Genomic DNA, 21,361 nt, shown 5'->3' with positions numbered 1-21,361 from the left:
TCCGTCCGTCCGCCGGAACCGCGCCCTGTCCCACGCCGTTGATTCGGTCGGAACACGCCTCTTGTGGCATTGCCGATCCGAGGAGCACGCGACCGATGCGGACAGATTTAATGAGGCTTGGCACCGTCGCCCCCGTCGCCCTGCTCGTGGCGGCCGGGCTTCTCTGCGCCCGGCCGGCAGCGGCCCAGACGGGAGGAGCGGCGCCGGCGGGCTGCGCCGCGATGGTGGAGCAGTTCGCCGCCGACCAGGGACTGTCGACCGAACCGCCGCCGGTCGCCGTTCCCGGCACCGCTGCGCCCGGCCTGTCCGGTTCCTCGCCGCGCGACGAGCAGGGGTCGGGCGTCAGCAGCGGCGAGCTGGCGCAGTCCGGCGGCATGGTGGCGCCGCCCGCCGTCGGCGATCAGGCGGTGATCCAACCGCCGGCCATCGGCAGCAACATGCCGACCGCCCCTGCGGTCGGTCCCCAGGCCAATTCGCGCGCCAAGCCGGACAGCGGGCCGGGCGGTTCGGGCGGCGTCGACGGGATGATGGGACAGGCGGCGCGGAACGCCCAACTGGAATCGCTGGTCACCGCCGCCCGCAGCGCCGCCCGCGACGGCGACGAGTCCCGCTGCATGAGCAGCCTCGACGACGCCCGCCGCCTGTCGCGGACGGCACCCGGCGGCCATGGCGGCTGACCCGAGCCGCCGGTTCTCTGAACCGCGACCAGTTCTCTGAACTTCAAGGAGCGATGCATGACGTCTAGGCTTGGACCCTATCCGCCCGCGCCGCCGCGCGAACCGCCCGTGCCCGGCGAGCCGATGCCGGTGCCGGGCGATCCGTCGCGCCCGCCGCTGGGGGAGCCGCCGGGACCGATCCCGGTTCCGCCGCGCGAACCGCCGCCCGTGCCTGACCGTCTTATGGACCGCCTGATGGGCTGACGCCCGCCCGCACGGGCGTCACAGATGCGATTTCCCAGCCCGTCCGGCCTATTCGGAGCGGTCCCGACTTGCCAAGAGCGCCCGGACGGGCGATGTGTCAGGGGTTGGCGTCCGCCGGTCCAGAAGATGGCCGGCATGGGCGCCGCTTCTGTTTGCCGGAGTTCGGGTTTCCCATGCACAATCAGCCGCCCCGCAGCCACGTCTTTCGCCAGCCCAACGTCGTCGCCACCCAGGTGACGGCCACCGTTAAATGGTTCAACCCCGAACGCGGCTACGGCTTCGTCAAGGTCGGCGACAGCGGCAAGGACGCTTTGCTGCCGGCCTCGCTCGTCGTGCCCGCCGGCCACACCACCCTGCCGGACGGCGCCACCGTCGTCGTCGACATCGTCGAGGACCGCAAGGGCCAGCAGGTCAGCGTCCTGCATTCCGTCGACCTCTCCACCGCCGCTCCCGCCCGTCCGCAGGCGCGCGACCGTGGCTTCGGCGATCGGGGCGGCGACCGGGGCGGCGACCGCGGCTTCGGCGACCGTGGGGGTCGCGGGTTCGGCGATCGCGGGGCCGGTGATCGCGGCTTTGGGGCGCGCCGCGATGCCGGCGGTCCGCGTGAGCGCAACTTCGGTGATCGGGGCGGCGACCGCGGCGGCTTCCAGGGCCGTGGGCCGGATCGCGGCCAGGATCGGGGCTTCCAGGATAGGGGCTTCCAGGACCGTGGCGGCTTCCAGGGCCGGGGCCAGGATCGCGGCCCGCGCCCGCCGCAGGCCAGCGGCCCGACCAGCGAGGTGGGCGCGACCGTGAAGTGGTTCAACGGCGGCAAGGGCTATGGCTTCGCGCAGCCCGACGACGGCGGGCGCGACGTCTTCATCCCCGCCCGTGCGCTGGAAAGCGCCGGCCTGCGCGGCCTGGACGACGGCCAGCGCGTGCGCATGACCGTCCGCCAGGGCGAAAAGGGGATGGAAGCGGTCAGCCTCAAGATCGAGTGACCGCCTCCACCGTTTCATAACCTGCCGTCAGCTGTCCGACGGCACCGAGGACTGGCCCAGATGCGCCGCCGCTTCCCGCTGGTTGCGGGCGGCGACGTCGTCCGGGATCGCCAGCCCGGCTTCCGGGCTGTTGACATGGGGGCCGCCGGAGTTGCGGCGGTCCTCCTCCTCGATCTCGCGCACGGCCTGCGCCCAATGGTCGAGATGGCGGTGGTCGGGCCGCCCTTCCTGTTCCCAAAGCTGATAGGCCCGTTCACGGACCCGCGGGTCGTTGGGACCCAGATTGTGTTCCATGATGGTCGGCTCCAGTTGCTGAAGGGGGCCGTCAGGTCCGGTCCGGCTGGGAGGGGGAGGAAATCCGTTCCAGCGCGTCCTGAACCACACGGTCGTTCTTGGCATCGGTGGCAAGGTCGCCCAGCGAGACGATGCCGGTCAGCCGGTCGTTGCGGTCCACCACCGGCACCCGCCGGACCTGCTGCCCGGCCATCAGTTCGGCCACGCTGCCGACCGGGTCGTCCTCGTAGCAATAGCGCGGGTTGGCGGTCATCACCTCCGACACCTTGCAGCGGTCGGGCTGCTTCCCGGCGGAAATCGCCCGGACGGTGATGTCGCGGTCGGTCACCACGCCGACAAGATCCCGCCCGTCGCAGACGGGAAGGATGCCGACGTTCAACTGGTCCATCAATTGCGCGGCCCGGCGGATGCTGTCGTCGGGCCGTACCGTCTGCACGTCGCGGGTCATGATCTCGCGGATTTTCATGCGGGAGCTTCCTGGAACAGTGGCGGAGGGCACGGTGGCGGAGGGGTGCGGTACTCCTGTCCCGTCCCCAACAGATGCGCCGGTCCGCCGTCCCGCTCAACCTATCCAGTAGAGTGGATCCACCCCGAAGAGCAGGGGGTGCAGCATCAGCATGCCCCCATAGGCGGCAAGCCCGCCGGCCAGCCGCGCCGGTCCCATCTCCGCCAGTCCGCGCAAGGTCCCGCGCCAGCCCTGCGGCCCCGCCAGCGGCAGCAGCGAGGTCTCCGCCCGGAAGGCGCGGCCGCCGGGGCTGCGGCGCAGCACGATCTCGTTCTTCACCAGCGCGAACAGGGCGATGGCCGCCATGGTGCCGAACAGCAGCACGCGGCGCCCGTCGCCGGTGGCGTTCAGATGGGCCAGCGCCCACAGCAGCAGCGCCAGACTGCCCGGCGCGCGGGTCAGGCGGTAGACGCCGCGCGGCGGGTTCGGCTCGTTCTGGCTGCCGAAGCGGGTGGTGACGCGGGCGACCAGCAGCAGGAAGACGATGGGCATCACCACGGCGACCAGCGGCGCCGACCAGTCGAAGGGGGTGAACACCACTTCCCCGCCGTCGGCGGCGCGGTAGGCCAGCACGAACAGGGCCAGCGTCACCAGGGAGCCGACGGAATGGATCGTCGCGAAGCCGCCGCGGCCGAGCCGGGCGATCAGGGCGGGCCGCACCCCCGGCCAGGACGGCAGGGCATGGCTGAGGAACAGCAGGGCGGCGGCGAGGGTGAGGGATGCGGTCATGATGGAGACACCAAACCGTGGACGAACGACCCCCGCCTTGATTGGAGTCAAGAAGACGGGAAATGGGGAACGCCCGCATGGCCCGCGCGGTTCACAGGTGGAGACCGGCTCATCCCCCGACCCTTGTGGACCCCCGACCCCTGTGGACACCATGACCGAGTGGATCATCCAGATCGTGCAGCAGTTCGGCTATCTCGGCATCTTCCTGATGCTGATCCTGGCCCGCGTGCTGCCGCCGGTGCCGGCGGAGACGGTGATCCCGCTGGCCGGCATGGGCGCCGCGACGGGGGAGTTCAACCTGCTGCTGGTGGCGCTGGCCGCCGGGGCTGGATCCGCCGTCGGGGAACTGGTGTGGTATCTGCCGGCGCACTGGATGGGGCGCGAGCGGTTCGAGGCCTTCCTGCGCCGCCACGGCCATTGGCTGACGGTGAAGCCGGAGCAGGTCCATCGCGCCACCGAATGGTTCGCCCGGCGCGGCGGCCTCGCCGTGCTGCTGTGCCAGCCGCTGCCGGGGCTGCGCACGCTGATCTCCGTTCCCGCCGGGGCCTGCGGGCTGCCGATGGGGGTGTTCCTGCTCTATGCCGCCGCCGGGGCGGCGCTGTGGTCGCTGGTGCTGGCCGCCACCGGCTATCTGGTGCGGGTGGGCTTCCCCTGGGTCGCCGACTGGATGGTGCCGGCGACTCTGGTGCTGTTCATCGTCCTGCTGGGGACCTATGTGCTGCGGCTGGTGCGCCACCGCCGTGACAACCGTCGGGAGGAACGCCGGGCGGCGCGCAGCGAGCTTCCAGGCGGCGGAGGTTGAATGCCTGCGGAACCTTCTCCCCGCCTTGCGCGTTTGAGGCGCGAGACATCCCCGAAAGGACATGGCCCCAAAGGACGTTGTCCAGAAGGACATGGCCTTCCGGCCAGACCCCGGTTTCCGGCGTGAAGCCCGATCCGAAAGGAACCGATCCGATGACCCGCAAATCCGCAATGACGATCCGGTGGCGAGCCGCCGCCGTGCTGTCGGCGGCGCTCGGCATGGCCGCCTGCGCTTCCGACGTGCCGCCGCCCACCGCCCAGCTCGGCGCCGCTTCCCAGGCGGTGCAGGAGGCCGAGCGCGCCAACGCCCTGCAATATGCTCCGGTGGCGCTGCAGAGCGCCCGCGACAAGCTGGCCGCCGCCGACAAGGCGATGCGTGCCGACGAACGCACCCGTGCCCGCCGCCTGGCCGAGGAGGCCCGCGTCGATGCCGAACTGGCGGCGGTGACCGCGCAGCGCGCGGTGACGCAGCAGGCCGCCACCGCAGTCCGCAAGTCCGCGACTCCCAACGCCCCGCAGTCCGCTGCCGCGCCGAACGCGGCGCCGGTCTACAGCGGGTCGAGCTATGGCACGTCCGGTTACGGCGATTCCAACCTGAGCGGCTCCAGCTACGGGGCACCGGCCACCGTTCCGAATGCAGTTCCGCCTGCCGTTCCGCCCGCGCCGGCCGGCTCCCTCGGCACCATTGACGGCACCAGCACCGGCACCAGCTGGGGCTACAGCTATCCGGAGGTGCGTCAATGACCGCGTTCGCTCCCCGCACCATCCTCATGCTGGCCGGGCTGGGCCTCGGGCTCGCCGGTTGCGCCACCCAGCCGACCGACAGCGCCGCCCTGACCCAGGCGCGCCAGGACTACAGTCTCGCCGCCGCCAATCCGCAGGTCGCCGGCAACGCCCCCCTGCAGCTGCGCGACGCCGAGCAGGCGCTGCGCCGGGCCGAGGCGCTGCGCGACCAGGGTGCCGACGCCGCCGAGGTCGACCATCAGGCCTACATCGCCAGCCGCCGGGTGCAGATCGCCCAGGAGACGGCCGGGGTGAAGGGCGCCCAGACCGTGGTCGCCAACGCCGACACCTACCGTCTCCAGGCCCGCAACACGGAGCTTGAGCAGCAGCTGCGCGACCTGCAGGCGCAGCGGACCGAGCGCGGGCTGGTCATGACGCTGGGCGACATCCTGTTCGCCACCGGCCGGGCGGAGCTGACCCCCGGCGCCTATGACCGCATCGACCGGCTCGCCCGCTTCCTGCAGGCGCAGCCCGGCCGCACCATCCGGATCGAGGGCCACACCGACAACACCGGCAGCGACGCCACCAACCTGCGCCTGTCGGAGGCCCGCGCCAACGCCGTCCGCGACGCGCTGACCGCCCGCGGCGTCTCGCCGTCGCGCATCGTCACCCAGGGCATGGGCGAGGCGCAGCCGGTCGCCAGCAACAGCAACGACGCCGGCCGCCAGCAAAACCGCCGCGTCGAGATCGTCATCTCCGACGACGGCAGGGTCGCGGAGACGCGGTAAGGGCTCAGCGCGTCACCCTTCAGGTCCCCGCCCCCCGCGCAGGCGTCAGTCGTGCGGGGGGTGCTTTTTTGCATGCATGGCCCGGAAGACACCCCAGGCCCCGGCAGCCAGCCCGGCCGTCAGCAATGCCGCGGCGCCGGCCCGCAGGGCGGAGCGCGGCGGCGAGGGCAGGCGCTTCCACGGCGCCCAGGCCTCGTCCGGGTCGTCCGGGTCGGCGATGCGCAGGGCGGCGAAGGCCTGTTCGGTCAGGCTGGGATCGCTGGCCGGCAAATCCGCCAGCCGGCGGCCGGACGGCCGGCACAGCCGGTCGATGGCGGCCACCACGCTGCCGGTCTTCCCGATCTCCGCCTCCAGCCGGTCCTGCCCGATGCCCATATGTTCGGCCAGCAGGCGATTGCGCACGCCCTCGATGGCGACCTCCGCCCGGTCCCGCTCCGGTCCATCCTCCCGCGGCGCCTCGATGGTCAGGTCGCATTCGGTGTCGTAGCCCATCGACCGGTTGTTCAGGTTGGACGAACCGATGCGCAGCAGCCGGCCGTCGACCGCCACCACCTTGGAATGGACGATCACCGGCTGGCCTTTTTCCGTCACCGGGGTCAGGGCACGCAACCGGCCGAAGCGGTCGGCCTCGCGCAGGCAGCGCAAGGCAACCGAGCGCGGCGTGTCCATCGCCATGCGGTCGAACCAGCTCGGGCTTTCCATCGACACCACCAGCACCACCTCCGGCCCGTCGGGTTCGGCCAAGCGGCGGGCCAGCGCCTCGGCGACGCGGGCTGAGGCGAAATACTGGTTTTCCAGATAGATCGTCCGCTCCGCCGCGGCGATGGCGGCGAAGGTCAGGGCCTCGCTCTCGCGGATCGCCGGTCGCTCGGCGGTCGCCGGCACGGTGCGCGACACGCCGACCTGCGCGTCGGTGAGGATCGGGTGGGTGCAGTCGGGCAGGGGGCAGTCCGGCCAGGGATCTTGATCGGAGGAGTCCGGATCGGGGGGAGGACAGGGCTCCAGCGTCTCGCCGGTGGCGCTGCGCCAGCGCTCCCGCGCCAGTTCGCCGAGCGCGCGGGCGGCATCGCCGTCGACCATCATCATCACGTCGTGGCGCGGGCCATAGGGCTCGCCGTTCGGACAGCGGCGGCGCGGGTCGTCGTCGCGATGCTCGGACGTGTCCCAGCGGTCGAAGGAGAAGTCGATCCCGCCGCAAAAGGCCAGCGCGTCGTCGATCACCAGCAGCTTCTGGTGCTGGGCGGCGCCGACCGGCAACTCGCCGTCCAGCCGGGCTGTCAGCCGGCGGCCGGTGCTGCGGTCCAGCCGTTCCAGCGGTTCGTGCGGGTGGTCCAGCGCTATGGGAAAGGGCATGTCCCATTTCAGCGCCCGCACATGCAGGCCGGCGTTCCTGCGCATCAGCCGGGCGAGGAAGCGGCCCAGCGTCTCCCGGCTGTCGGGATCGAGGCGCATGCGCGGGTCGATGTCCCAGCCGACCAGCAGGATCGACTGCCGCGCCCGCTCCATCGCGGCGCGGGCCGCGACGAAATAGTCGGCGCCGTCGACCAGCACCGCCACCCGCCCGGCCCGCTCGGTCCGCCAGCAGGTAAGGCCGGGGCGGAGTACCGGGCCGGTTGCCGGCCGTGTTGGTCCGGGCTCGGCGGCGATGGCGGGAATGGCGGAGGGGTTGAGCTTCATCGGGGCACGTCGGGAATATGGGCGGCGGACCGTCCGCCTCGCGGCTTGAACCCCGGTGCAGGCGCGTTGTTCCCGCATGGCCGGCTGGGCTTCCGTATCTCGCCGAAGGAGACCGGTGCGGTACGCCTTTGCCGCAGGTTTCCCAAAAAAGAACAGGCGAAGACCGAAACCAAGTTCGTGCTGTCCTGTTCTAAACCGGTGAAAGACGCGAGGCACATGCCGGAAGTCGCGAAGCGGCTCAAGGCGCGACGTTAGCCTCATTTCGGAAGACGCCCGAATGCGAGGCGTTGCCACCATGAAGGAGTTCGAGGATGCGTAACCTGATGATCGGCGCCGTTTCTGCGGTTCTCCTGATGGCCGCACCGGCCATGGCCCAGACGGCTCAGTCAGAGAGCCCCGGCACCGTCAAGAGCGGCGGCGCCTACGACACCGCTCCGAGCAGCAGCGGCTACACCGGCCCGGATGGCGTCGTCCGCACCGCGCCGGGCGCCACCACCTCGCCGTCGGCCGGTTCCTCGACCGGTGGTGTGGACATGCCGGGCACGTCCGGTTCGTCCGGCACCTACAGCAACGGCTCGGGTTCTTCGATGCCGGGCGTGACCACCGCGCCGTCGGGCATGGGCAACAACACCGGCAGCACCGTCCCGCGCGACAACCAGACCGCCACCGGCACCCACTGCCCGCCGGGCACCCCGAACTGCGGCCCGGACCAGGGCGGCAGCCAGTAACCTTCCCCATCGCGGCAGTCACCGCGGGCGCCCCGGAGCCATCCCTCCGGCGGCGCCCGCGTCGTTTTGGACGCCGGCGAATGCCCGGGCAGGGCGCCGGGAAGGGTGATGCGACGCAGGCGCGCCGTCAGCCGCGCGCCGTCAGCCGGGGGCGCGAACCGAACGGCGGGGCGGAGCCTCCGCGAAATCGTCCAGCGGAGCGGTGCCGGCGGCGGTGGCGACCAGATGGCGGAACAGCGCCTGCTGGCGGTTGTCGGCGACCAGATATTCCGGATGCCATTGCACGCCGATCAGGAAGGGCTCGTTCGGCGCCTCGATGCCCTGGACGATGCCGGCCCGCTCGCGGGCGACGACGCGCATCCCGTCGCCGACACGGTCCACCGACTGGTGGTGCAGGGCGTTCACCCGGCATTCGGCGATGCCGAGGATGCGGTAGAGCCGGCTGTCCGGCTCGATCCGGATGCGCTTGCGCGGCAACACGGTGCGCATGTGCGGCGCTTCCTCGTACACTTCGTGGATGTCGATGTGGAGCGAGCCGCCGCGGTGGACGTTGATCATCTGCGAACCGCGGCAGATGCCCAGCACCGGCAGCGCGATCTTCGCGGCGCAGTCCAGCGCCCGCATCTCCAGCCGGTCGCGTTCGGGATCGATGCGGATTTGCGGGCGGGCGGATTCGCCATAGAGCGAGGCGTCGATGTCGTCGCCGCCGCCGACCACCAGCGCGTCCAGCCGGTCGATGGGAAAGGGTGACTCGGCCGTGATGCGGACCGACGAGGCACCGGCCCGCCACAGGGCCAGCCGGTTGGCCATGGCGGCGATGCGGCTGCCATGGATCGAGGCGGTGATGCCGACCAGCGGCCGGGACCTGCCGACGATGGATGCCATGGCGATCCCCTCAGTCCGCCTGACGGGCGGAGTCGTCCCGGGCGGAGTCGTCCACGGCGCCGTCCTGGCCGGCGGCTCCACCCGGCGTCGAATTGCGCAGGGTCGGATCGGCGGCGAGCAGGGCGTCGACGCGCTCGGCCCAGCCGTCCAGCTGCTGCGCCTCGGCCGCCCGGCGGTAGTCGGTGCCGAGACCGTCCAGCAGGGCGCGGTCGGCGGCCAGCCGCTCCACCGTCACCCAGCGGTTCCAGTCGGCGGCGAGCGACCAGCCGGGGTCGCTCAGCCGCGCGTTGGGCAGCCGGTAATGGAAGGTCGGACGCGGGCGGATATGGGGGTCCTGCATCGCCGCGGCCAGCCGGTCGCGGTCGAGATGGGCGAACAGCGGGAACAGGTCAAGCTCGCGGTTGCGGGTCGGGTTGTCGGCCAGATAATCGTCGATCAGCCCGCCGAGATCGGGACGGTAGGCGGGATCCACCACCTTGGCGGCATAGGGCGTCGGGAAGGCGGCGATGAAGCCCGACAGCCGCCGGGTGACGTCGACGCGGATCTCCCGCCGCAGCCAGGGGGCCAGCAGCAGGAAGGCCTTCAAGCTGTCCAGCAGGTAATCGGCGTCGGTCCGCGCCACTTCCGGATTGAAATGCAGGCCGAAGGCGAAGAGCGGGCTGGCCTCCGTCCCGGCGGCGCCCAGCGCGCGCAGGCGGGCGACCATCTCTTCCAGCTCCGGCATCTGCTCCACCGTCACCGGCGGTGCGGCGATCTCGAAGGGCATTACAAGGCTGCCGATGTTGCCCCACAGCGGACGCAACGGGTCCAGCATCGCCGCTCCCCCCTTGCCGCTGTGGGCGGAGCGCATGTCCAGCTCCACCGTGAAGTCGCCGAGCCGGGTGCCCGTCACCAGACATCGGTGCGGGTTCTCGACGGCGACCGTTCCGCCGAACAGCCTGTGCACGCAGGCCGCGGCCGACGGCGCGTCCAGGTCGGCGAATTCAAGTTCCACCCCCACGCGGCGCGGCGTGCCCTGGGGAGTGGTGCGGAGCGGGGGGAGGAGGAAGGGTGTGGTCATTGCAAGCCATCAACAGCGTATTCCGCACGCTGTTCCCTGACCGGAACCTTGGCGCAAATCCGGCGATGGGGAAAGTTGTTGATCATCGCGCAGGGGATGAATCAAGGCGGTGGAGCGGGCATACCCCTTTCGACGATAACCATCCGATGGTGGTATGTTTGGAGTTTAGATATTAATGCCGCTCGATTACCGGCACTTTAGAGAAAATCTTCCGACTTTCGTTCATGTCCTTCCGTTTATGCTGTGCCGCAGTTCTCTAAATTAACCGGCGCTTAACCATAAGTGCGTTAGCGATAGACACGCGGCACGGTGGCGCATCTGTGTTCCATCCGGTCGGCTTCGCGGAGGAGCCTCGTCTACGCCATGACCCTTCTGGCACGCCTCTTCATCCTGGTCCTGCTTGCGGTGCTTCCGGCGATCGGGATCCAGATCTACAGCGTGCTCGAACAGCGGGCGGAGCGCGAAGCCGATGTTACGCTCCAGGCGGAGCGGCTCCTGCGTCAGGTGGAAAGCGAGCATTTCCGCATCATCGACAGCGCCCGCCTGATGGTCACCGCTGTGACCGAGACGCGGTTCCTGCGCCGGGGCGAGATCGAAAACTGCCAGTCCTATCTGGAACGGCTGGCCGCGCGCTCCGCCGATTACCGGACCCTGTCGATCACCGACGCCGAAGGCCGCATCCTGTGCAGCGCCGACCCGTCGCGCATCGGCGCCTCGCTGGCCGCCCAGCCGCATTTCCGCCGGGCGATAGGCCAGGGGCGCTTTTCCGTCGGCGAATGGACGATCACCCACTCCGGCGACGCCGGCGGTGAATTGCCGGTCGCGGCTCCTTACGCCGATGCCGAAGGCCGGCGGGCCGGGGTGGTCGCGCTGTCGCTGGACGTGTCGCGGCTGGCCGCCATGTTCGCCGCCCGTCCGATGCCGGAGAACACGACCCTGACCGTCGCCGACCGGTCCGGCACCGTCCTGGTGAAGCTGCCGGGCACCCTTGGCCGCGCCGGCGAACGGCTGCCCGACAGCTATCTGACGCTGCTGTCGGAAAGGGAGACCGGCGTGGCCACGCGGCCTGGACTGGACGGCGTGTCGCGCATCCTGGCCTACTCCCCGCCGTCCGCAGGCATCCGCGACCTGTTCATCAGCGTCGGCGTCGACCGTGGCGCCGCCATGGGCGTGGTGGACCGCGCCACCCGCGACGGGCTGCTGATGACCCTGTCAGGCTTCCTGGTCGCTGCCGCCGCCGCCTGGATCGGCGGCACCCTGTTCATCCGCCGCCCGGTCGACGCGCTGGTCTCGGCTGCCCGCGACTGGAGCGAGGGCAAGACCGCCACCCGCGTCAAGCTGTCCGACCGCTCGTCGGAGATCGGACAGCTCGGCCACGCCTTCGACATGATGGCCGACCGGCTGGAAGCGCGGGAAGCCGCGCTGCGCCAGTCGGAGGGCCACATCCGCGCCGTGCTGGACGCGCTGCCGGCCTTCGTCGGCGTGCTGACGCCGGACGGGGCGGTGGCCCAGGTCAACCGCGTCGCGGCCGATGCCGCCGGGCTGCCGGCCGCGCGCATCATTGGCCGTCCCTTCGACGAGATCTGCTGGCTGTCCTTCGACGAGGCCGGGCGCGAGCGGCTGCGGCAGGCGCTGGCTCTGGGGGCGGGCGGGCGCTCCTCCCGCTTCGACGCCGGGCTGCGGCTGGCACCGGGGAGGGAGACGGCATCGCGGGAGACGGCCCAGCGCGAAATGACGGTGGACGTCAACCTGACCCCGATGGTCGACGCCGACGGCCATGTCACCCACCTGATCGCGACGGGCATCGACATCACCGAGCGCAAGCGCACCGAGGAGGCGCTGCGCGTCGCCGAGGAGCGCGTGCGTACCGGCCTGCGCAATTCCGGCGTGGTGGTGTTCAACCAGGACCAGGATTTGCGCTACACCTGGGCACATTCGGAGTGGCTCGGCGTCGCTCCCGACGCGCTGATCGGCCGCACCGACGCCGACCTGTTCGACCATGGCGAGGATGCCGATGGCATGATGGCGCTGAAGCGCCGGGTGATGGAGAGCGGTGTCGGCGCGCGGGAAGAGGTGCGCATCCGCAGCAAGGGCGAGGACCGCTTCTTCGACCTGACCGTCGATCCGCTGCGCGACCCGTCCGGCCGGGTGGAGGGCGTCACCTGCGCCGCCGTCGAGGTCACCGACCGCAAGAAGGCCGAGGCCGAGCTGCGCCGCGCGCGGGAGGAGGCCGATCAGGCCAACGAGGGCAAGTCGAAGTTCCTCGCCGCCGCCAGCCACGACCTGCGCCAGCCGGTGCAGTCGCTCTACCTCTTCACCGCGGCGCTGAGCGACCGGCTGCAGGGCAATCCGGCCCTGCCGATCCTCGACAACATCCGCCAGGGGCTGGACACGCTGAAGACCCTGCTGGACGGTCTGCTGGACATGTCGCGGCTGGAATCCGGCAAGATCGTCGCCACCCCGGTCGAGGTGCGGCTGAACCAGCTGCTCGGCCGGCTGGTCGCCGAATACGGCCCACGCGCCGCCCAGAAGGGGCTGGAACTGCGCGCCGTGCCGACCCGCGCCTGGGTCCGCACCGATCCGGCCCATCTGGAACGCATCCTGCGCAATCTGGTCGAGAACGCGCTGCGCTACACCACCAAGGGCAAGGTGCTGCTGGGCTGCCGCCGGACGCCGTCCGGCATGCGGGTGGAGGTGTGGGACACCGGCAGCGGCATCCCCGCCGACCGGCTGGAGGACATCTTCGAGGAGTTCACCCAGCTGGGCGAGCGCAGCGAACGCGGCCTCGGCCTCGGTCTGGCGATCGTCAAGCGCCTGTCGCGCCTGCTCGGCCATCCGGTGACGGTGCGCTCGTGGGAGGGCCGGGGCTCGGCCTTCGCGGTCGAGCTGCCGCGGGTGATCCTTGGCACTCCCAAGGCCAACTCCCGGAGCACGCCGCGTCCGGCCGGCGGCACCGCCGCCGCCGCGGCGACGCTGGCGCGCCACTCCGTCGCCAACGATGCGGCCACCAACGCCGCCGCCAACTCCGCCGCCAACTCCGCTGCCAACGACCGCGGGCAGGCGATCAGCGCCATCGCCAACGCCTTCGGCGGCAGGCGGAGCGGCGGCGGGGCCGCGAAGGCGGGAGCGGCGACGATCGCCGCCCCGGCGGCCACCGGGGCTACTGCGGCCAAGGGCATGGTGCTGGTGATCGACGACGAGGCGATCATCCTGCTCGGCCTCAAGGCGATCCTGGAAGGCTGGGGCTATGACGTGCTGACCGCCAAGTCGGGCGATCAGGCGCTGGAACGGCTGCGCGCCGACGGCCGCTGCCCGCAGATCGTGCTGGCCGACTACCAGCTCCAGCAGGGGCGCACCGGTCCGGAGGCGGTGAGCGCCGTCCAGACCATGCTGGGCCAGACCATTCCCGGCATCATCCTGACCGGCGACACCAGCACCGAACGCCAGGAGGAGGCCGAGCGCCGCGGTTTCCGCATCCTGCACAAGCCGGTCTTCCCCAACGACCTGCGCCGGATGATGGCGAGCGCCGGGGCGGCGTGAGGGGAGCGCGGATGTATCGTTACGTCAGCCCGCCGCGAAGGCGTCGAAGAACAGCCCCGCCGTCTCCTGGTTCGCGTGGCGGCGGGAGAGCTGGTAGCTGAGTTCGAGGATGTTCTTCGCGGGCACTTGGCAGGGCATGAACAGCTTGCGCACCAGCAGAGTGGCCGCCAATTCCTGCACCAGATGGAAATGGCTGTTCGCCCAGGCCGCTTCCTTAAAATGGACGATCTTGAAGCGGCTGAGCCGGAACGCCAGGACCCCGGCGATCTTGCCGGGTGAAATGCCGTGGGTACGGGAGCGGCGCGCCTGCATCGCCTGCACGTCGATTTCCGCCTCGTCGATGGCGAGGGCGAGCTCCTGCTGGCTGTACTCGACGCAGGACAGGGGCAGCCGGAAGACGCGGCACGCCTCGATCAGGAAGCCGACATAGTCCGTGTAGATCTGCTGTCGGATATTATCGGAAATAATGATCGGGGGAGCGGATGCCGCCGCACCGGCGCCGCCGCTCATTCCTGTTCGATACCCAACAGCCGGCGGAAGGCCGCGACGTCGACGTCGTCGGACGCGTTCCGCTCCAGCGAGCGGCGGACCAGCGCATCCAGTTCTTCCGAGGTGCGGATGCCGTGGTTCAGGCAGACCTCGCCGCGGCTGCCACGCAGGCTCATCATCGTCCTGATCGACTCCTGAAGGAGTTCGGGATTGTCGACGACGTCCTGAAGGTTTGGCATGGCGCTAACCCATGTTGTTCGCCCCGGTTCGCGCATAGCGCGGATCCGAAGGCCGGGTTCGAGGGCTTGTACACACAGGTAGGTTCCTAGCTACCTACCTATCCGATGGGGTAGGGCAACGGTCGCCTAGGGTCAAGCGCTTCTTTCGAGAGAGTGGCGCTTCCGCACCACACGCTCCGGTGTCGGAGCCAGCTGTCTCCGGGCTGCCGGCCGGGAAAGCTGTTCCCAGCCGGCAGTTTATCGGCGCACAGCCTTACTTCGCCAGATTCCGCAGCACGAAGTTCAGCACGCCGCCGTTCCTGTAATACTCGACCTCGTCCAGCGTATCGATGCGCAGCAGGAGCGGGTAGGTCTCCACCGTGCCGCTGGCGCGGGTCAGGGTCAGCGTGACGTCCTTGCGCGGGCGCAGGTCCTGTTCGATGCCGGCGATGTCGAAGGTCTCCGATCCGTCCAGCTTCAGGTCGGCGCGGGTGACGCCGTCCTTGAACTGCAGGGGAAGGATGCCCATCCCGACGAGATTGGAGCGGTGGATGCGCTCGAAGCTCTCGGCGATCACCGCGCGGATGCCCAGCAGGCGGGTGCCCTTCGCCGCCCAGTCGCGGCTCGACCCCGTGCCGTATTCCTTGCCGGCGACCACCACCAGCGGCACGCCCTCGTCGGCGTAGCGCATGGCGGCGGTGTAGATCGGCAGCCGCTCGCCCGACGGGTAGTGCTTGGTCTCGCCGCCTTCCACGCCGGGGATCAGCTCGTTGCGGATGCGGATGTTGGCGAAGGTGCCGCGCATCATGACTTCATGGTTGCCGCGGCGGGCGCCGTAGCTGTTGAAGTCGCTGGGCCGCACCTGATAGCTCAGCAGATACTCGCCGGCCGGACTGGTTTTCTTGATCGAGCCGGCGGGGGAGATGTGGTCGGTGGTGATCGAATCGCCCAGCACCGCCAGCGCCCGCGCGCCGCGCACGTCCGACACCGGGTCCGGCGTCTTGGTCAGGCCGGTGAAGAAGGGCGGCAGCTTCACGTAGGTGGAGCCTTCCTGCCACTGGTAGGTCTGGCCTTCCGCCGTGGCGATGGCCTGCCACTGTTCCGGACCCTTGAACACGTCGGAATAGCGGCTGCGGAACATCTCGGCGGTCAGCGAGGCGTCGATGGCGTCCTGCACCTCGCGGTTGCTCGGCCAGATGTCCTTCAGATAGACCGGGCCGTCGGTGCCGGTGCCGAGAGGCTCCTTGGTCAGGTCGATGTTCAGGTTGCCGGCCAGCGCATAGGCGACGCAGAGCGGCGGCGAGGCCAGATAGTTGGCGCGGGTGTGCGGGTTGACGCGGCCTTCGAAGTTGCGGTTGCCCGACAGCACGGCGCCGACCACGAGGTTGCCCTCCTCCACCGCCGCGGCGATCGGCTCCGGCAGCGGGCCGGAATTGCCGATGCAGGTGGTGCAGCCATAACCGACGATGTTGAAGCCGATGCGGTCGAGGTAAGGCTGCAGCCCGGCCTTGGCGAGATAATCGGTGACCACCTGCGATCCCGGTGCCAGCGAGGTCTTGACCCACGGCTTCTGCTTCAGCCCCTTTTCCACCGCCTTCTTGGCCAGCAGGCCGGCGGCGACCAGCACCGCCGGGTTGGAGGTGTTGGTGCAGGAGGTGATGGCGGCGATGACGACGGCCCCCTGTTCCAGGCTGTAGTCGGCGCCCTGGACCGGAACCGCCTTGTTCGGATCGTCGGCCTTGTAGGCGTCGATCATGTCCTTGGCGAAGCCCTGGGCGATGCCCGACAGGGCGACGCGGTCCTGCGGACGCTTGGGGCCGGCCAGCGACGGCTCCACCGTCGCCATGTCCAGTTCCAGCACCTCGGTGAAGACCGGATCGGGGCTGCCCGGCTCGCGCCACATGCCCTGGGCCTTGGCATAGGCCTCGACCAGCGCCACGCGGTCGGGGTCGCGGCCGGTGAAGGTCAGGTAGCGGATGGTCTCGGCATCGATCGGGAAGATACCGCAGGTGGCGCCATATTCCGGCGCCATGTTGCCGATGGTGGCGCGGTCGGGCAGCGTCATGCTGTCCAGACCCGGCCCGAAGAACTCCACGAACTTGCCGACCACGCCCTTCTTGCGCAGCATCTGGGTGACGGTCAGCACGAGGTCGGTGGCGGTCATGCCCTCCTTCATCCGGCCGGTCAGCTTGAAGCCGACGACCTCCGGGATCAGCATGGAGATCGGCTGGCCCAGCATCGCGGCCTCCGCCTCGATGCCGCCGACGCCCCAGCCAAGGACGGACAGGCCGTTGACCATGGTGGTGTGGCTGTCGGTGCCGACCAGCGTGTCGGGATAGGCCACCGGCTTGCCCGACGGGTCGGCGTCGGTCCACACCACCTGCGACAGGTATTCGGTGTTGACCTGATGGCAGATGCCGGTGCCCGGCGGCACGACGCGGAAATTGTCGAAGGCCTTCTGGCCCCAGCGCAGGAAGGCGTAGCGTTCCAGGTTGCGCTCGAACTCCAGGTCGACGTTCTTCTGGAAGGCGTCGGCGCCGCCGAAATAGTCGACCATCACCGAATGGTCGATGACGAGATCGACCGGTACCAGCGGGTTGATCCTCGTCGGGTCGCCGCCCAGCGACGCCATCGCCTCGCGCATCGCCGCCAGATCGCAGACCGCGGGCACGCCGGTGAAGTCCTGCATCAGCACGCGCGCCGGGCGATAGGCGATTTCACGGTCGGACCGCTTGTCGACCAGCCATTGGGCCACCGCCTTCACGTCGTCGACGGAGACGGTGCGCCCGTCCTCGAACCGCAGCAGGTTTTCCAGCAGCACCTTCATCGAGAACGGCAGCCGCGACAGATCGCCGAGACCCGCCTCCTCGGCGGCCTTCAGGCTGAAATAGTCGTAGCTCTTGCTGCCGGCGGTAAGGGAGCGGCGGGTCTTGAGCGAATCTTGGCCGGTGAAGGTGGTCACGGGAAAGACTCCTTGGCTTCTGTGGCTTTTGGATCCGGCCGTCCGGATCGTGGCTTTTGGTTCGGGCGGGCACCTGGAACGATGCCTGTGAAGATGCTTCTCGTCGGATGGACTGGAAGGCCGCCGGACAGGACGCGCCATACAGCCAAGATGTAGGGCGCAAGGCCGGTCTATCAACGCGCCACATGACCCCCGCCGCAAGACAAAGGAGGCAGTCCTGCCCAGGGGCCGAGACTTGATATGCGCTTCGGTATTGGAAACGGTTACGGCGCGGTGGTCTATACATTACAAAGTTTTAGGCTATCCGGAATTGAATATGCCTTTCAGCGATTTCGTTGCCGGTCTAGTCTGCTGCGCGTGAGCCGGTACGGACAGGGGGGCAGGCGATGCAGGGCAAGGGTGGTCTTTGGGATACGATCCGCACGGTGGCGGTCGCGGGACTGGTCGCCCTCGGCGCCCGTTCGGTGGTGGCGCAGCCCTTCCACGTCCCGTCGGGATCGATGGAGCCGACGCTGGAGGTCGGCGACTTCCTGTTGGCCAGCAAATTCCCCTACGGATACAGCCGCTACTCCTTCCCGCTCGATGCGTTTCCGATCGCCGGGCGGGTGCTGGGCCATGCGCCGGAGCGCGGCGACATCGTGGTGTTCCGCTTGCCGCGCGACCCGGCGCAGACCTATGTGAAGCGGCTGGTCGGGCTGCCGGGCGATGTCGTGCAGATGCGGGGCGGCGTTCTGTATGTGAACGGCCAGCCGGCGGCGCTGGAGCGGGTGGAGGATTTCGTCGAGACGGCGGCCGACGGCGGGCGCCGGACCATTCCGCAATTTGTGGAGCATCTGCCGGGTGGGCCGGCACACCGGGTTCTGCATGCGGCCGGGCGCGATGGTCTTGACGACACCCCGCCGCTGCGGGTGCCGGACGGCCATTATTTCATGCTGGGCGACAACCGCAGCAATTCGCTGGACAGCCGGGTGGCGGCGTCGGCCGGCGGCGTCGGCTTCGTCCCCGCCGAAAACCTCGTCGGACGGGCCGATCTGCGGCATTTTTCCGTCGATCCTTCGGCATTGGACGAACCGACCCGCTGGCCGGCCGCCCTGCGGCTCGACCGCATCGGGCTGATCCGATGACGGTCGCGGCCTATCACGCCGGCTTCATCGCCACGTAGCGGACGAAGCGCAGGCCGCTGCCCAGCACCCGCAGCCGCGCCCACCACAGCGCAAGCTCCCGCTTCAGTGCCGCCAGCACCGGTGCCGGCGGGGGGACGGCGTTTGCCAGCGTGTCGGCCAGCGTCCGCACGCGGTCGATGATGTGGCGGCGGTGCAGCTGGGTCAGATCCTCCGAAATGCGGAGGTCGAGGTTGCGCTGGGTCAGCTCGTCGGCCATGCGGGTGGCGGTCCAGGGATAGACCTCCATCGGCTCCTCCTCCCGCCAGCCGTTCCAGGCGTCCCAGGAACCGGGGGTGCCGTCGATCACGTAATCGAACAGGGCGATGCCGCCCTTGGGCTTCACGCAGTCGCCGACGCGGTCGAGGAACAGCTCCTTGTCGCGCAGCCGGTGGACGATGCGGTCGGCCATCACGAGGTCGAAGCTGCCGGCCTGGTTGAAATGCTCCGGGTCGTAATGGGCGATGGGCGCCTTCTTCGACAGGCCCAGCGCCTTCGACCGGTCCATCGCCAGCTTCGCCAGCAGCGGCGACGGCTCCAGCCCGGTCACCCAGGTGTCGCAGCTCTCCACCAGCGCGCGGGCGGTGCCGCCGAGGCCGGCCGACAGATCCAGCACGCTCTTGGCCGGGTTCAGCCCGAAGGAGCGGACGGAGTCGACCATCCACGCCGCCTCTTCCGGCCCGGTCATGTCCTGGCCCCACAGAAGCTGCGCTCCCTCGCTGCGCGCCGGCGACCAGACGGGTTCGCCGTGACGGTCGAGCTGCATCAGCGCCAGCCGGTCCAGTTCCGGATTGCCGCCGGCCGTTGGCGGGTCGGACGATGCCGCGGGCAGGGTGGCGGTACCGACCGCATCCACCGGTCCGGGCTGGCGCAGCTCCGCCAAGTTACGCAGGTCAGCCCGGTGCGAGACGCGGGGCAGGCGGGACAGGTCATAACCCTCCCACCAGGCGGCCAAACGGATGCGCCAGTCGGGGTTACGCCACCGCTCCAAATCCTGCGGACTGATCTGCGGAACCACGCATCTGTCCTTTCCAGGTCAACGGGCGCCCTACCATACCAACCCTTCTGAGGCATGACATAGACATTCGGCGCTGTGATTTAGAAGTAGGTGTGACCGATTTGTCTGTCAAGAAACCAATATTTAACGATTTCGACTTTGTTTTTCTCAATTGTTCGAAAATTTTACAGGTTTTTGTCTGTGAGCCTGCTGAGTGCGGGCATTGCGGCAGAGGTGCTGCCTCACTATACTCCGGTCGCAACCGACGAAGGGGGCTTCGCGTGCCGATCGAAACCGGTGAGTCCACCGGCAATCCGTGGACCGTGCTGACCAGCACGACGAAATACGAGAACGCCTGGATGGAGGTGGTCGAACACAAGGTTCTGACCCCGAAAGGCGCCCCGGGCATCTACGGTGTCGTCCACCCCCGCAGCATCGCCACCGGCGTCGTGCCGATCCATGACGACGGCACGGTGACGCTGGTCGGCCAGTACCGCTTCCCGTTGAAGCAATACAGCTGGGAAATCCCCGAAGGCGGCGGGCGCAAGGGGTTGGAGCCGCAGGAATCCGCGGCGCGCGAACTGCGCGAGGAGACCGGCCTGACGGCGCGGCGCTGGATGCCGCTGATGAAGCTGCACCTGTCCAACTGCATCACCGACGAGGTGGCTTATACTTTCGTCGCCTGGAGCCTGGAGCAGGGCGAGTCCGCTCCCGACGAGACCGAGGTTCTGGCGGTGCGCCGCCTGCCTTTCGCCGATGTGATCGACATGGTGCTGGACGGTGCCATCACCGACGCCATGGCGGTCGCCAGCCTGCTGAAGCTGCGGGTTCTGGCGGCGGAAGACGGGCTGCCCGAAGATCTCGCAAGCATTCTGCGCCTGTGACCTGCTTGCTCATCGGATCTCAATGACCGTCGTTTCCGGCCACGCCGTCGCCATCGATTTCGAAACCGCCAACGAGACCCGCACCAGCGCCTGCTCAATCGGCGTCGCCTGGATCGAGGACGGTCGCGTGACCAGGACGGAGGAGCATCTGATCCGCCCGCGCGAGCTGCGCTTCAACTCCTTCAACAGCGCCATCCACGGCATCCGGGAAGAGGACGTGGCCGACGCCCCCGAATTCCCGGAGGTGTGGGCGACCTTGCGCGAACGGGTGCAGGGCCGGCTGATCCTGGCCCACAACGCCGCCTTCGACATCAGCGTGCTGCGCCACACCCTGACCGATTACGGTCTGGACTGGCCGGCCTGCGACTATCTCTGCACCGTCGTGATGGCGCGGCGTGCCTGGCCGACGCTGACGGCGCACCGGCTCAACCATCTGGCCGACTTCCTGGGCATCGCGCTGGACCACCATCATGCCGGCAGCGACGCCGAGGCCTGCGGCCGCATCGCGCTGGCCGCCGCGGCGGAAATGGGGCTGCGCGGCTTTGGCGAGATTTCCCGCACCGGGATCAATCCGGGCCGCATCGCCCCCGGCGGCTATTCACCGTGCAAGGGTGGCAAGGCGCCGCCACGGCGTCCGCGCGTCGTGGTGTGACGATTCAGCCGAGGCTTCCCCGCGGCTGGCCCCTGCGCTAGGCTCCCGCTCCACCGTATGAAGGAGCGAGCCGCATGCTGTTCATGTTCCATTGCGTCGACAAGGCGGGTGCCGCCGATATCCGCGCCGCCAACCGTGCCGAGCATCTTGCCTATCTGGAGGCCAACGCCGACCGCATCTTCGTCGCCGGCCCGCTGCTGTCGGACGACCAGAGCGGCATGGTCGGCAGCCTGTTGATCGTCGAGTGTGCCGATGCCGCCGCGGCACAGGACTTCGCCTCCGGCGACCCCTATGCCAAGGCCGGCCTGTTCGACAGCGTGGCGATCCGGCCCTGGCGCCGCGTCTATCCCAAGGCCTGAGCGGGAGAGC

At 69.5% G+C, this 21,361-nt stretch carries 22 protein-coding genes; 12 read left to right on the top strand and 10 right to left on the bottom strand.

Annotated elements, in window-relative coordinates:
• The first annotated feature begins 110 nt into the window (after positions 1-110).
• The 3 genes from FZ029_RS03925 to FZ029_RS03915 all read left to right on the top strand — a co-directional run bounded on the left by FZ029_RS03925 (position 111) and on the right by FZ029_RS03915 (position 1,900).
• Entirely contained in the window at positions 111-677 is a 567-nt protein-coding gene (locus FZ029_RS03925; protein ID WP_247892139.1) for a hypothetical protein, read from the top strand.
• Positions 678-734: 57 nt separating this feature from the next.
• Complete coding sequence (locus FZ029_RS03920; RefSeq protein WP_149268091.1) at positions 735-920, top strand: hypothetical protein; 186 nt, start codon at positions 735-737, stop codon at positions 918-920.
• Between the two features lie 173 nt (positions 921-1,093).
• Positions 1,094-1,900, top strand: a complete 807-nt coding sequence (locus FZ029_RS03915; protein WP_149268090.1) for a cold-shock protein — start codon at positions 1,094-1,096, stop codon at positions 1,898-1,900.
• Between the two features lie 27 nt (positions 1,901-1,927).
• Here FZ029_RS03915 and FZ029_RS03910 read toward each other — a convergent pair whose 3' ends face one another.
• The 3 genes from FZ029_RS03910 to FZ029_RS03900 all read right to left on the bottom strand — a co-directional run bounded on the left by FZ029_RS03910 (position 1,928) and on the right by FZ029_RS03900 (position 3,428).
• On the bottom strand, positions 1,928-2,194 hold the full coding sequence (locus FZ029_RS03910) for a DUF2934 domain-containing protein (protein ID WP_149268089.1): 267 nt from the start codon (positions 2,192-2,194) through the stop codon (positions 1,928-1,930).
• A 31-nt stretch (positions 2,195-2,225) separates the two neighbouring features.
• Positions 2,226-2,660 carry a CBS domain-containing protein gene (locus FZ029_RS03905; protein ID WP_149197942.1) on the bottom strand — a complete coding sequence of 145 codons (435 nt, stop codon included), beginning with the start codon at positions 2,658-2,660 and terminating at the stop codon, positions 2,226-2,228.
• Between the two features lie 96 nt (positions 2,661-2,756).
• A complete protein-coding gene (locus tag FZ029_RS03900; RefSeq protein ID WP_149268088.1) occupies positions 2,757-3,428 on the bottom strand; it encodes an NnrU family protein in 672 nt (223 codons plus the stop codon).
• A 151-nt stretch (positions 3,429-3,579) separates the two neighbouring features.
• Between FZ029_RS03900 and FZ029_RS03895 the strand changes: the two genes are divergently transcribed.
• From FZ029_RS03895 to FZ029_RS03885, 3 genes are all read left to right on the top strand, one after another.
• A complete protein-coding gene (locus tag FZ029_RS03895) occupies positions 3,580-4,230 on the top strand; it encodes a DedA family protein (RefSeq protein ID WP_149268087.1) in 651 nt (216 codons plus the stop codon).
• A 152-nt stretch (positions 4,231-4,382) separates the two neighbouring features.
• Positions 4,383-4,973: a DUF4398 domain-containing protein gene (locus FZ029_RS03890; RefSeq protein WP_149268086.1), complete on the top strand. Its 591-nt coding sequence runs from the start codon at positions 4,383-4,385 to the stop codon at positions 4,971-4,973.
• Positions 4,970-5,740, top strand: a complete 771-nt coding sequence (locus FZ029_RS03885) for an OmpA family protein (RefSeq protein WP_149268085.1) — start codon at positions 4,970-4,972, stop codon at positions 5,738-5,740. Before FZ029_RS03890 ends, FZ029_RS03885 begins: the two co-directional genes overlap by 4 nt.
• A gap of 45 nt (positions 5,741-5,785) precedes the next feature.
• Here FZ029_RS03885 and FZ029_RS03880 read toward each other — a convergent pair whose 3' ends face one another.
• On the bottom strand, positions 5,786-7,417 hold the full coding sequence (locus FZ029_RS03880) for a phospholipase D-like domain-containing protein (protein WP_149268084.1): 1,632 nt from the start codon (positions 7,415-7,417) through the stop codon (positions 5,786-5,788).
• 311 nt (positions 7,418-7,728) lie between these two features.
• On the opposite strand from FZ029_RS03880, the gene FZ029_RS03875 reads away from it, so the two are divergent.
• Positions 7,729-8,145, top strand: a complete 417-nt coding sequence (locus FZ029_RS03875; protein ID WP_149268083.1) for a hypothetical protein — start codon at positions 7,729-7,731, stop codon at positions 8,143-8,145.
• Positions 8,146-8,286: 141 nt separating this feature from the next.
• On the opposite strand, the gene FZ029_RS03870 is transcribed toward FZ029_RS03875, so the two are convergent.
• Both FZ029_RS03870 and FZ029_RS03865 read right to left on the bottom strand, forming a co-directional pair.
• The gene (locus FZ029_RS03870) at positions 8,287-9,030 is read right to left on the bottom strand and encodes a gamma-glutamyl-gamma-aminobutyrate hydrolase family protein (protein WP_149268082.1); all 744 of its coding nucleotides are present in this window, start codon (positions 9,028-9,030) and stop codon (positions 8,287-8,289) included.
• A gap of 10 nt (positions 9,031-9,040) precedes the next feature.
• A complete protein-coding gene (locus FZ029_RS03865; RefSeq protein ID WP_149268081.1) occupies positions 9,041-10,090 on the bottom strand; it encodes an amidoligase family protein in 1,050 nt (349 codons plus the stop codon).
• Between the two features lie 363 nt (positions 10,091-10,453).
• Here FZ029_RS03865 and FZ029_RS03860 point away from each other — a divergent pair, with 363 nt between their 5' ends.
• Positions 10,454-13,630: a PAS domain-containing protein gene (locus FZ029_RS03860; RefSeq protein WP_149268080.1), complete on the top strand. Its 3,177-nt coding sequence runs from the start codon at positions 10,454-10,456 to the stop codon at positions 13,628-13,630.
• Between the two features lie 24 nt (positions 13,631-13,654).
• Here the strand turns inward: FZ029_RS03860 and FZ029_RS03855 are convergent, their stop codons facing one another.
• The 3 genes from FZ029_RS03855 to acnA form a co-directional block, all read right to left on the bottom strand.
• Positions 13,655-14,140: a hypothetical protein gene (locus tag FZ029_RS03855; RefSeq protein WP_149268079.1), complete on the bottom strand. Its 486-nt coding sequence runs from the start codon at positions 14,138-14,140 to the stop codon at positions 13,655-13,657.
• Positions 14,137-14,358 (bottom strand): hypothetical protein, encoded by a 222-nt coding sequence (locus FZ029_RS03850; RefSeq protein ID WP_149268078.1) that lies wholly within the window; start codon positions 14,356-14,358, stop codon positions 14,137-14,139. Before FZ029_RS03850 ends, FZ029_RS03855 begins: the two co-directional genes overlap by 4 nt.
• A 253-nt stretch (positions 14,359-14,611) precedes the next feature.
• Entirely contained in the window at positions 14,612-17,299 is a 2,688-nt protein-coding gene (gene acnA / locus FZ029_RS03845) for an aconitate hydratase AcnA (RefSeq protein WP_149268077.1), read from the bottom strand.
• A 386-nt stretch (positions 17,300-17,685) separates the two neighbouring features.
• On the opposite strand from acnA, the gene lepB reads away from it, so the two are divergent.
• A complete protein-coding gene (lepB, locus tag FZ029_RS03840; RefSeq protein ID WP_149268076.1) occupies positions 17,686-18,423 on the top strand; it encodes a signal peptidase I in 738 nt (245 codons plus the stop codon).
• Positions 18,424-18,436: 13 nt separating this feature from the next.
• Here lepB and FZ029_RS03835 read toward each other — a convergent pair whose 3' ends face one another.
• Positions 18,437-19,477 carry a class I SAM-dependent methyltransferase gene (locus FZ029_RS03835; RefSeq protein WP_149268075.1) on the bottom strand — a complete coding sequence of 347 codons (1,041 nt, stop codon included), beginning with the start codon at positions 19,475-19,477 and terminating at the stop codon, positions 18,437-18,439.
• Between the two features lie 260 nt (positions 19,478-19,737).
• On the opposite strand from FZ029_RS03835, the gene FZ029_RS03830 reads away from it, so the two are divergent.
• The 3 genes from FZ029_RS03830 to FZ029_RS03820 all read left to right on the top strand — a co-directional run bounded on the left by FZ029_RS03830 (position 19,738) and on the right by FZ029_RS03820 (position 21,351).
• The gene (locus FZ029_RS03830; protein WP_149268074.1) at positions 19,738-20,340 is read left to right on the top strand and encodes an NUDIX hydrolase; all 603 of its coding nucleotides are present in this window, start codon (positions 19,738-19,740) and stop codon (positions 20,338-20,340) included.
• A 22-nt stretch (positions 20,341-20,362) separates the two neighbouring features.
• On the top strand, positions 20,363-20,992 hold the full coding sequence (locus FZ029_RS03825; RefSeq protein WP_149197957.1) for a 3'-5' exonuclease: 630 nt from the start codon (positions 20,363-20,365) through the stop codon (positions 20,990-20,992).
• Between the two features lie 74 nt (positions 20,993-21,066).
• Complete coding sequence (locus FZ029_RS03820; protein ID WP_149268073.1) at positions 21,067-21,351, top strand: YciI family protein; 285 nt, start codon at positions 21,067-21,069, stop codon at positions 21,349-21,351.
• The last annotated feature ends 10 nt before the right edge of the window (positions 21,352-21,361 follow it).

It is taken from the genome of Azospirillum sp. Sh1, assembly GCF_008365135.1.
Classification (GTDB): Bacteria; Pseudomonadota; Alphaproteobacteria; order Azospirillales; family Azospirillaceae; genus Azospirillum; species Azospirillum oryzae.
The sequence above is the reverse complement of the archived record's forward strand: the minus strand, read 5'-3'. Positions and strand labels throughout refer to the sequence as shown.

What these genes read in the sequence shown, in the direction of transcription:
- FZ029_RS03875 (WP_149268083.1), top strand. Translation starts at nt 7,729, where the DNA reads ATGCGTAACCTGATGATCGGCGCCGTTTCTGCGGTTCTCCTGATGGCC.
- FZ029_RS03915 (WP_149268090.1), top strand. Translation starts at nt 1,094, where the DNA reads ATGCACAATCAGCCGCCCCGCAGCCACGTCTTTCGCCAGCCCAACGTC.
- FZ029_RS03860 (WP_149268080.1), top strand. Translation starts at nt 10,454, where the DNA reads ATGACCCTTCTGGCACGCCTCTTCATCCTGGTCCTGCTTGCGGTGCTT.
- FZ029_RS03885 (WP_149268085.1), top strand. Translation starts at nt 4,970, where the DNA reads ATGACCGCGTTCGCTCCCCGCACCATCCTCATGCTGGCCGGGCTGGGC.
- FZ029_RS03880 (WP_149268084.1), bottom strand. Translation starts at nt 7,417, where the DNA reads ATGAAGCTCAACCCCTCCGCCATTCCCGCCATCGCCGCCGAGCCCGGA.
- FZ029_RS03820 (WP_149268073.1), top strand. Translation starts at nt 21,067, where the DNA reads ATGCTGTTCATGTTCCATTGCGTCGACAAGGCGGGTGCCGCCGATATC.
- FZ029_RS03900 (WP_149268088.1), bottom strand. Translation starts at nt 3,428, where the DNA reads ATGACCGCATCCCTCACCCTCGCCGCCGCCCTGCTGTTCCTCAGCCAT.
- FZ029_RS03890 (WP_149268086.1), top strand. Translation starts at nt 4,383, where the DNA reads ATGACCCGCAAATCCGCAATGACGATCCGGTGGCGAGCCGCCGCCGTG.
- FZ029_RS03920 (WP_149268091.1), top strand. Translation starts at nt 735, where the DNA reads ATGACGTCTAGGCTTGGACCCTATCCGCCCGCGCCGCCGCGCGAACCG.
- FZ029_RS03905 (WP_149197942.1), bottom strand. Translation starts at nt 2,660, where the DNA reads ATGAAAATCCGCGAGATCATGACCCGCGACGTGCAGACGGTACGGCCC.
- FZ029_RS03895 (WP_149268087.1), top strand. Translation starts at nt 3,580, where the DNA reads ATGACCGAGTGGATCATCCAGATCGTGCAGCAGTTCGGCTATCTCGGC.
- FZ029_RS03925 (WP_247892139.1), top strand. Translation starts at nt 111, where the DNA reads ATGAGGCTTGGCACCGTCGCCCCCGTCGCCCTGCTCGTGGCGGCCGGG.
- FZ029_RS03865 (WP_149268081.1), bottom strand. Translation starts at nt 10,090, where the DNA reads ATGACCACACCCTTCCTCCTCCCCCCGCTCCGCACCACTCCCCAGGGC.
- lepB (WP_149268076.1), top strand. Translation starts at nt 17,686, where the DNA reads ATGCAGGGCAAGGGTGGTCTTTGGGATACGATCCGCACGGTGGCGGTC.
- FZ029_RS03850 (WP_149268078.1), bottom strand. Translation starts at nt 14,358, where the DNA reads ATGCCAAACCTTCAGGACGTCGTCGACAATCCCGAACTCCTTCAGGAG.
- FZ029_RS03910 (WP_149268089.1), bottom strand. Translation starts at nt 2,194, where the DNA reads ATGGAACACAATCTGGGTCCCAACGACCCGCGGGTCCGTGAACGGGCC.
- FZ029_RS03870 (WP_149268082.1), bottom strand. Translation starts at nt 9,030, where the DNA reads ATGGCATCCATCGTCGGCAGGTCCCGGCCGCTGGTCGGCATCACCGCC.
- FZ029_RS03825 (WP_149197957.1), top strand. Translation starts at nt 20,363, where the DNA reads ATGACCGTCGTTTCCGGCCACGCCGTCGCCATCGATTTCGAAACCGCC.
- FZ029_RS03855 (WP_149268079.1), bottom strand. Translation starts at nt 14,140, where the DNA reads ATGAGCGGCGGCGCCGGTGCGGCGGCATCCGCTCCCCCGATCATTATT.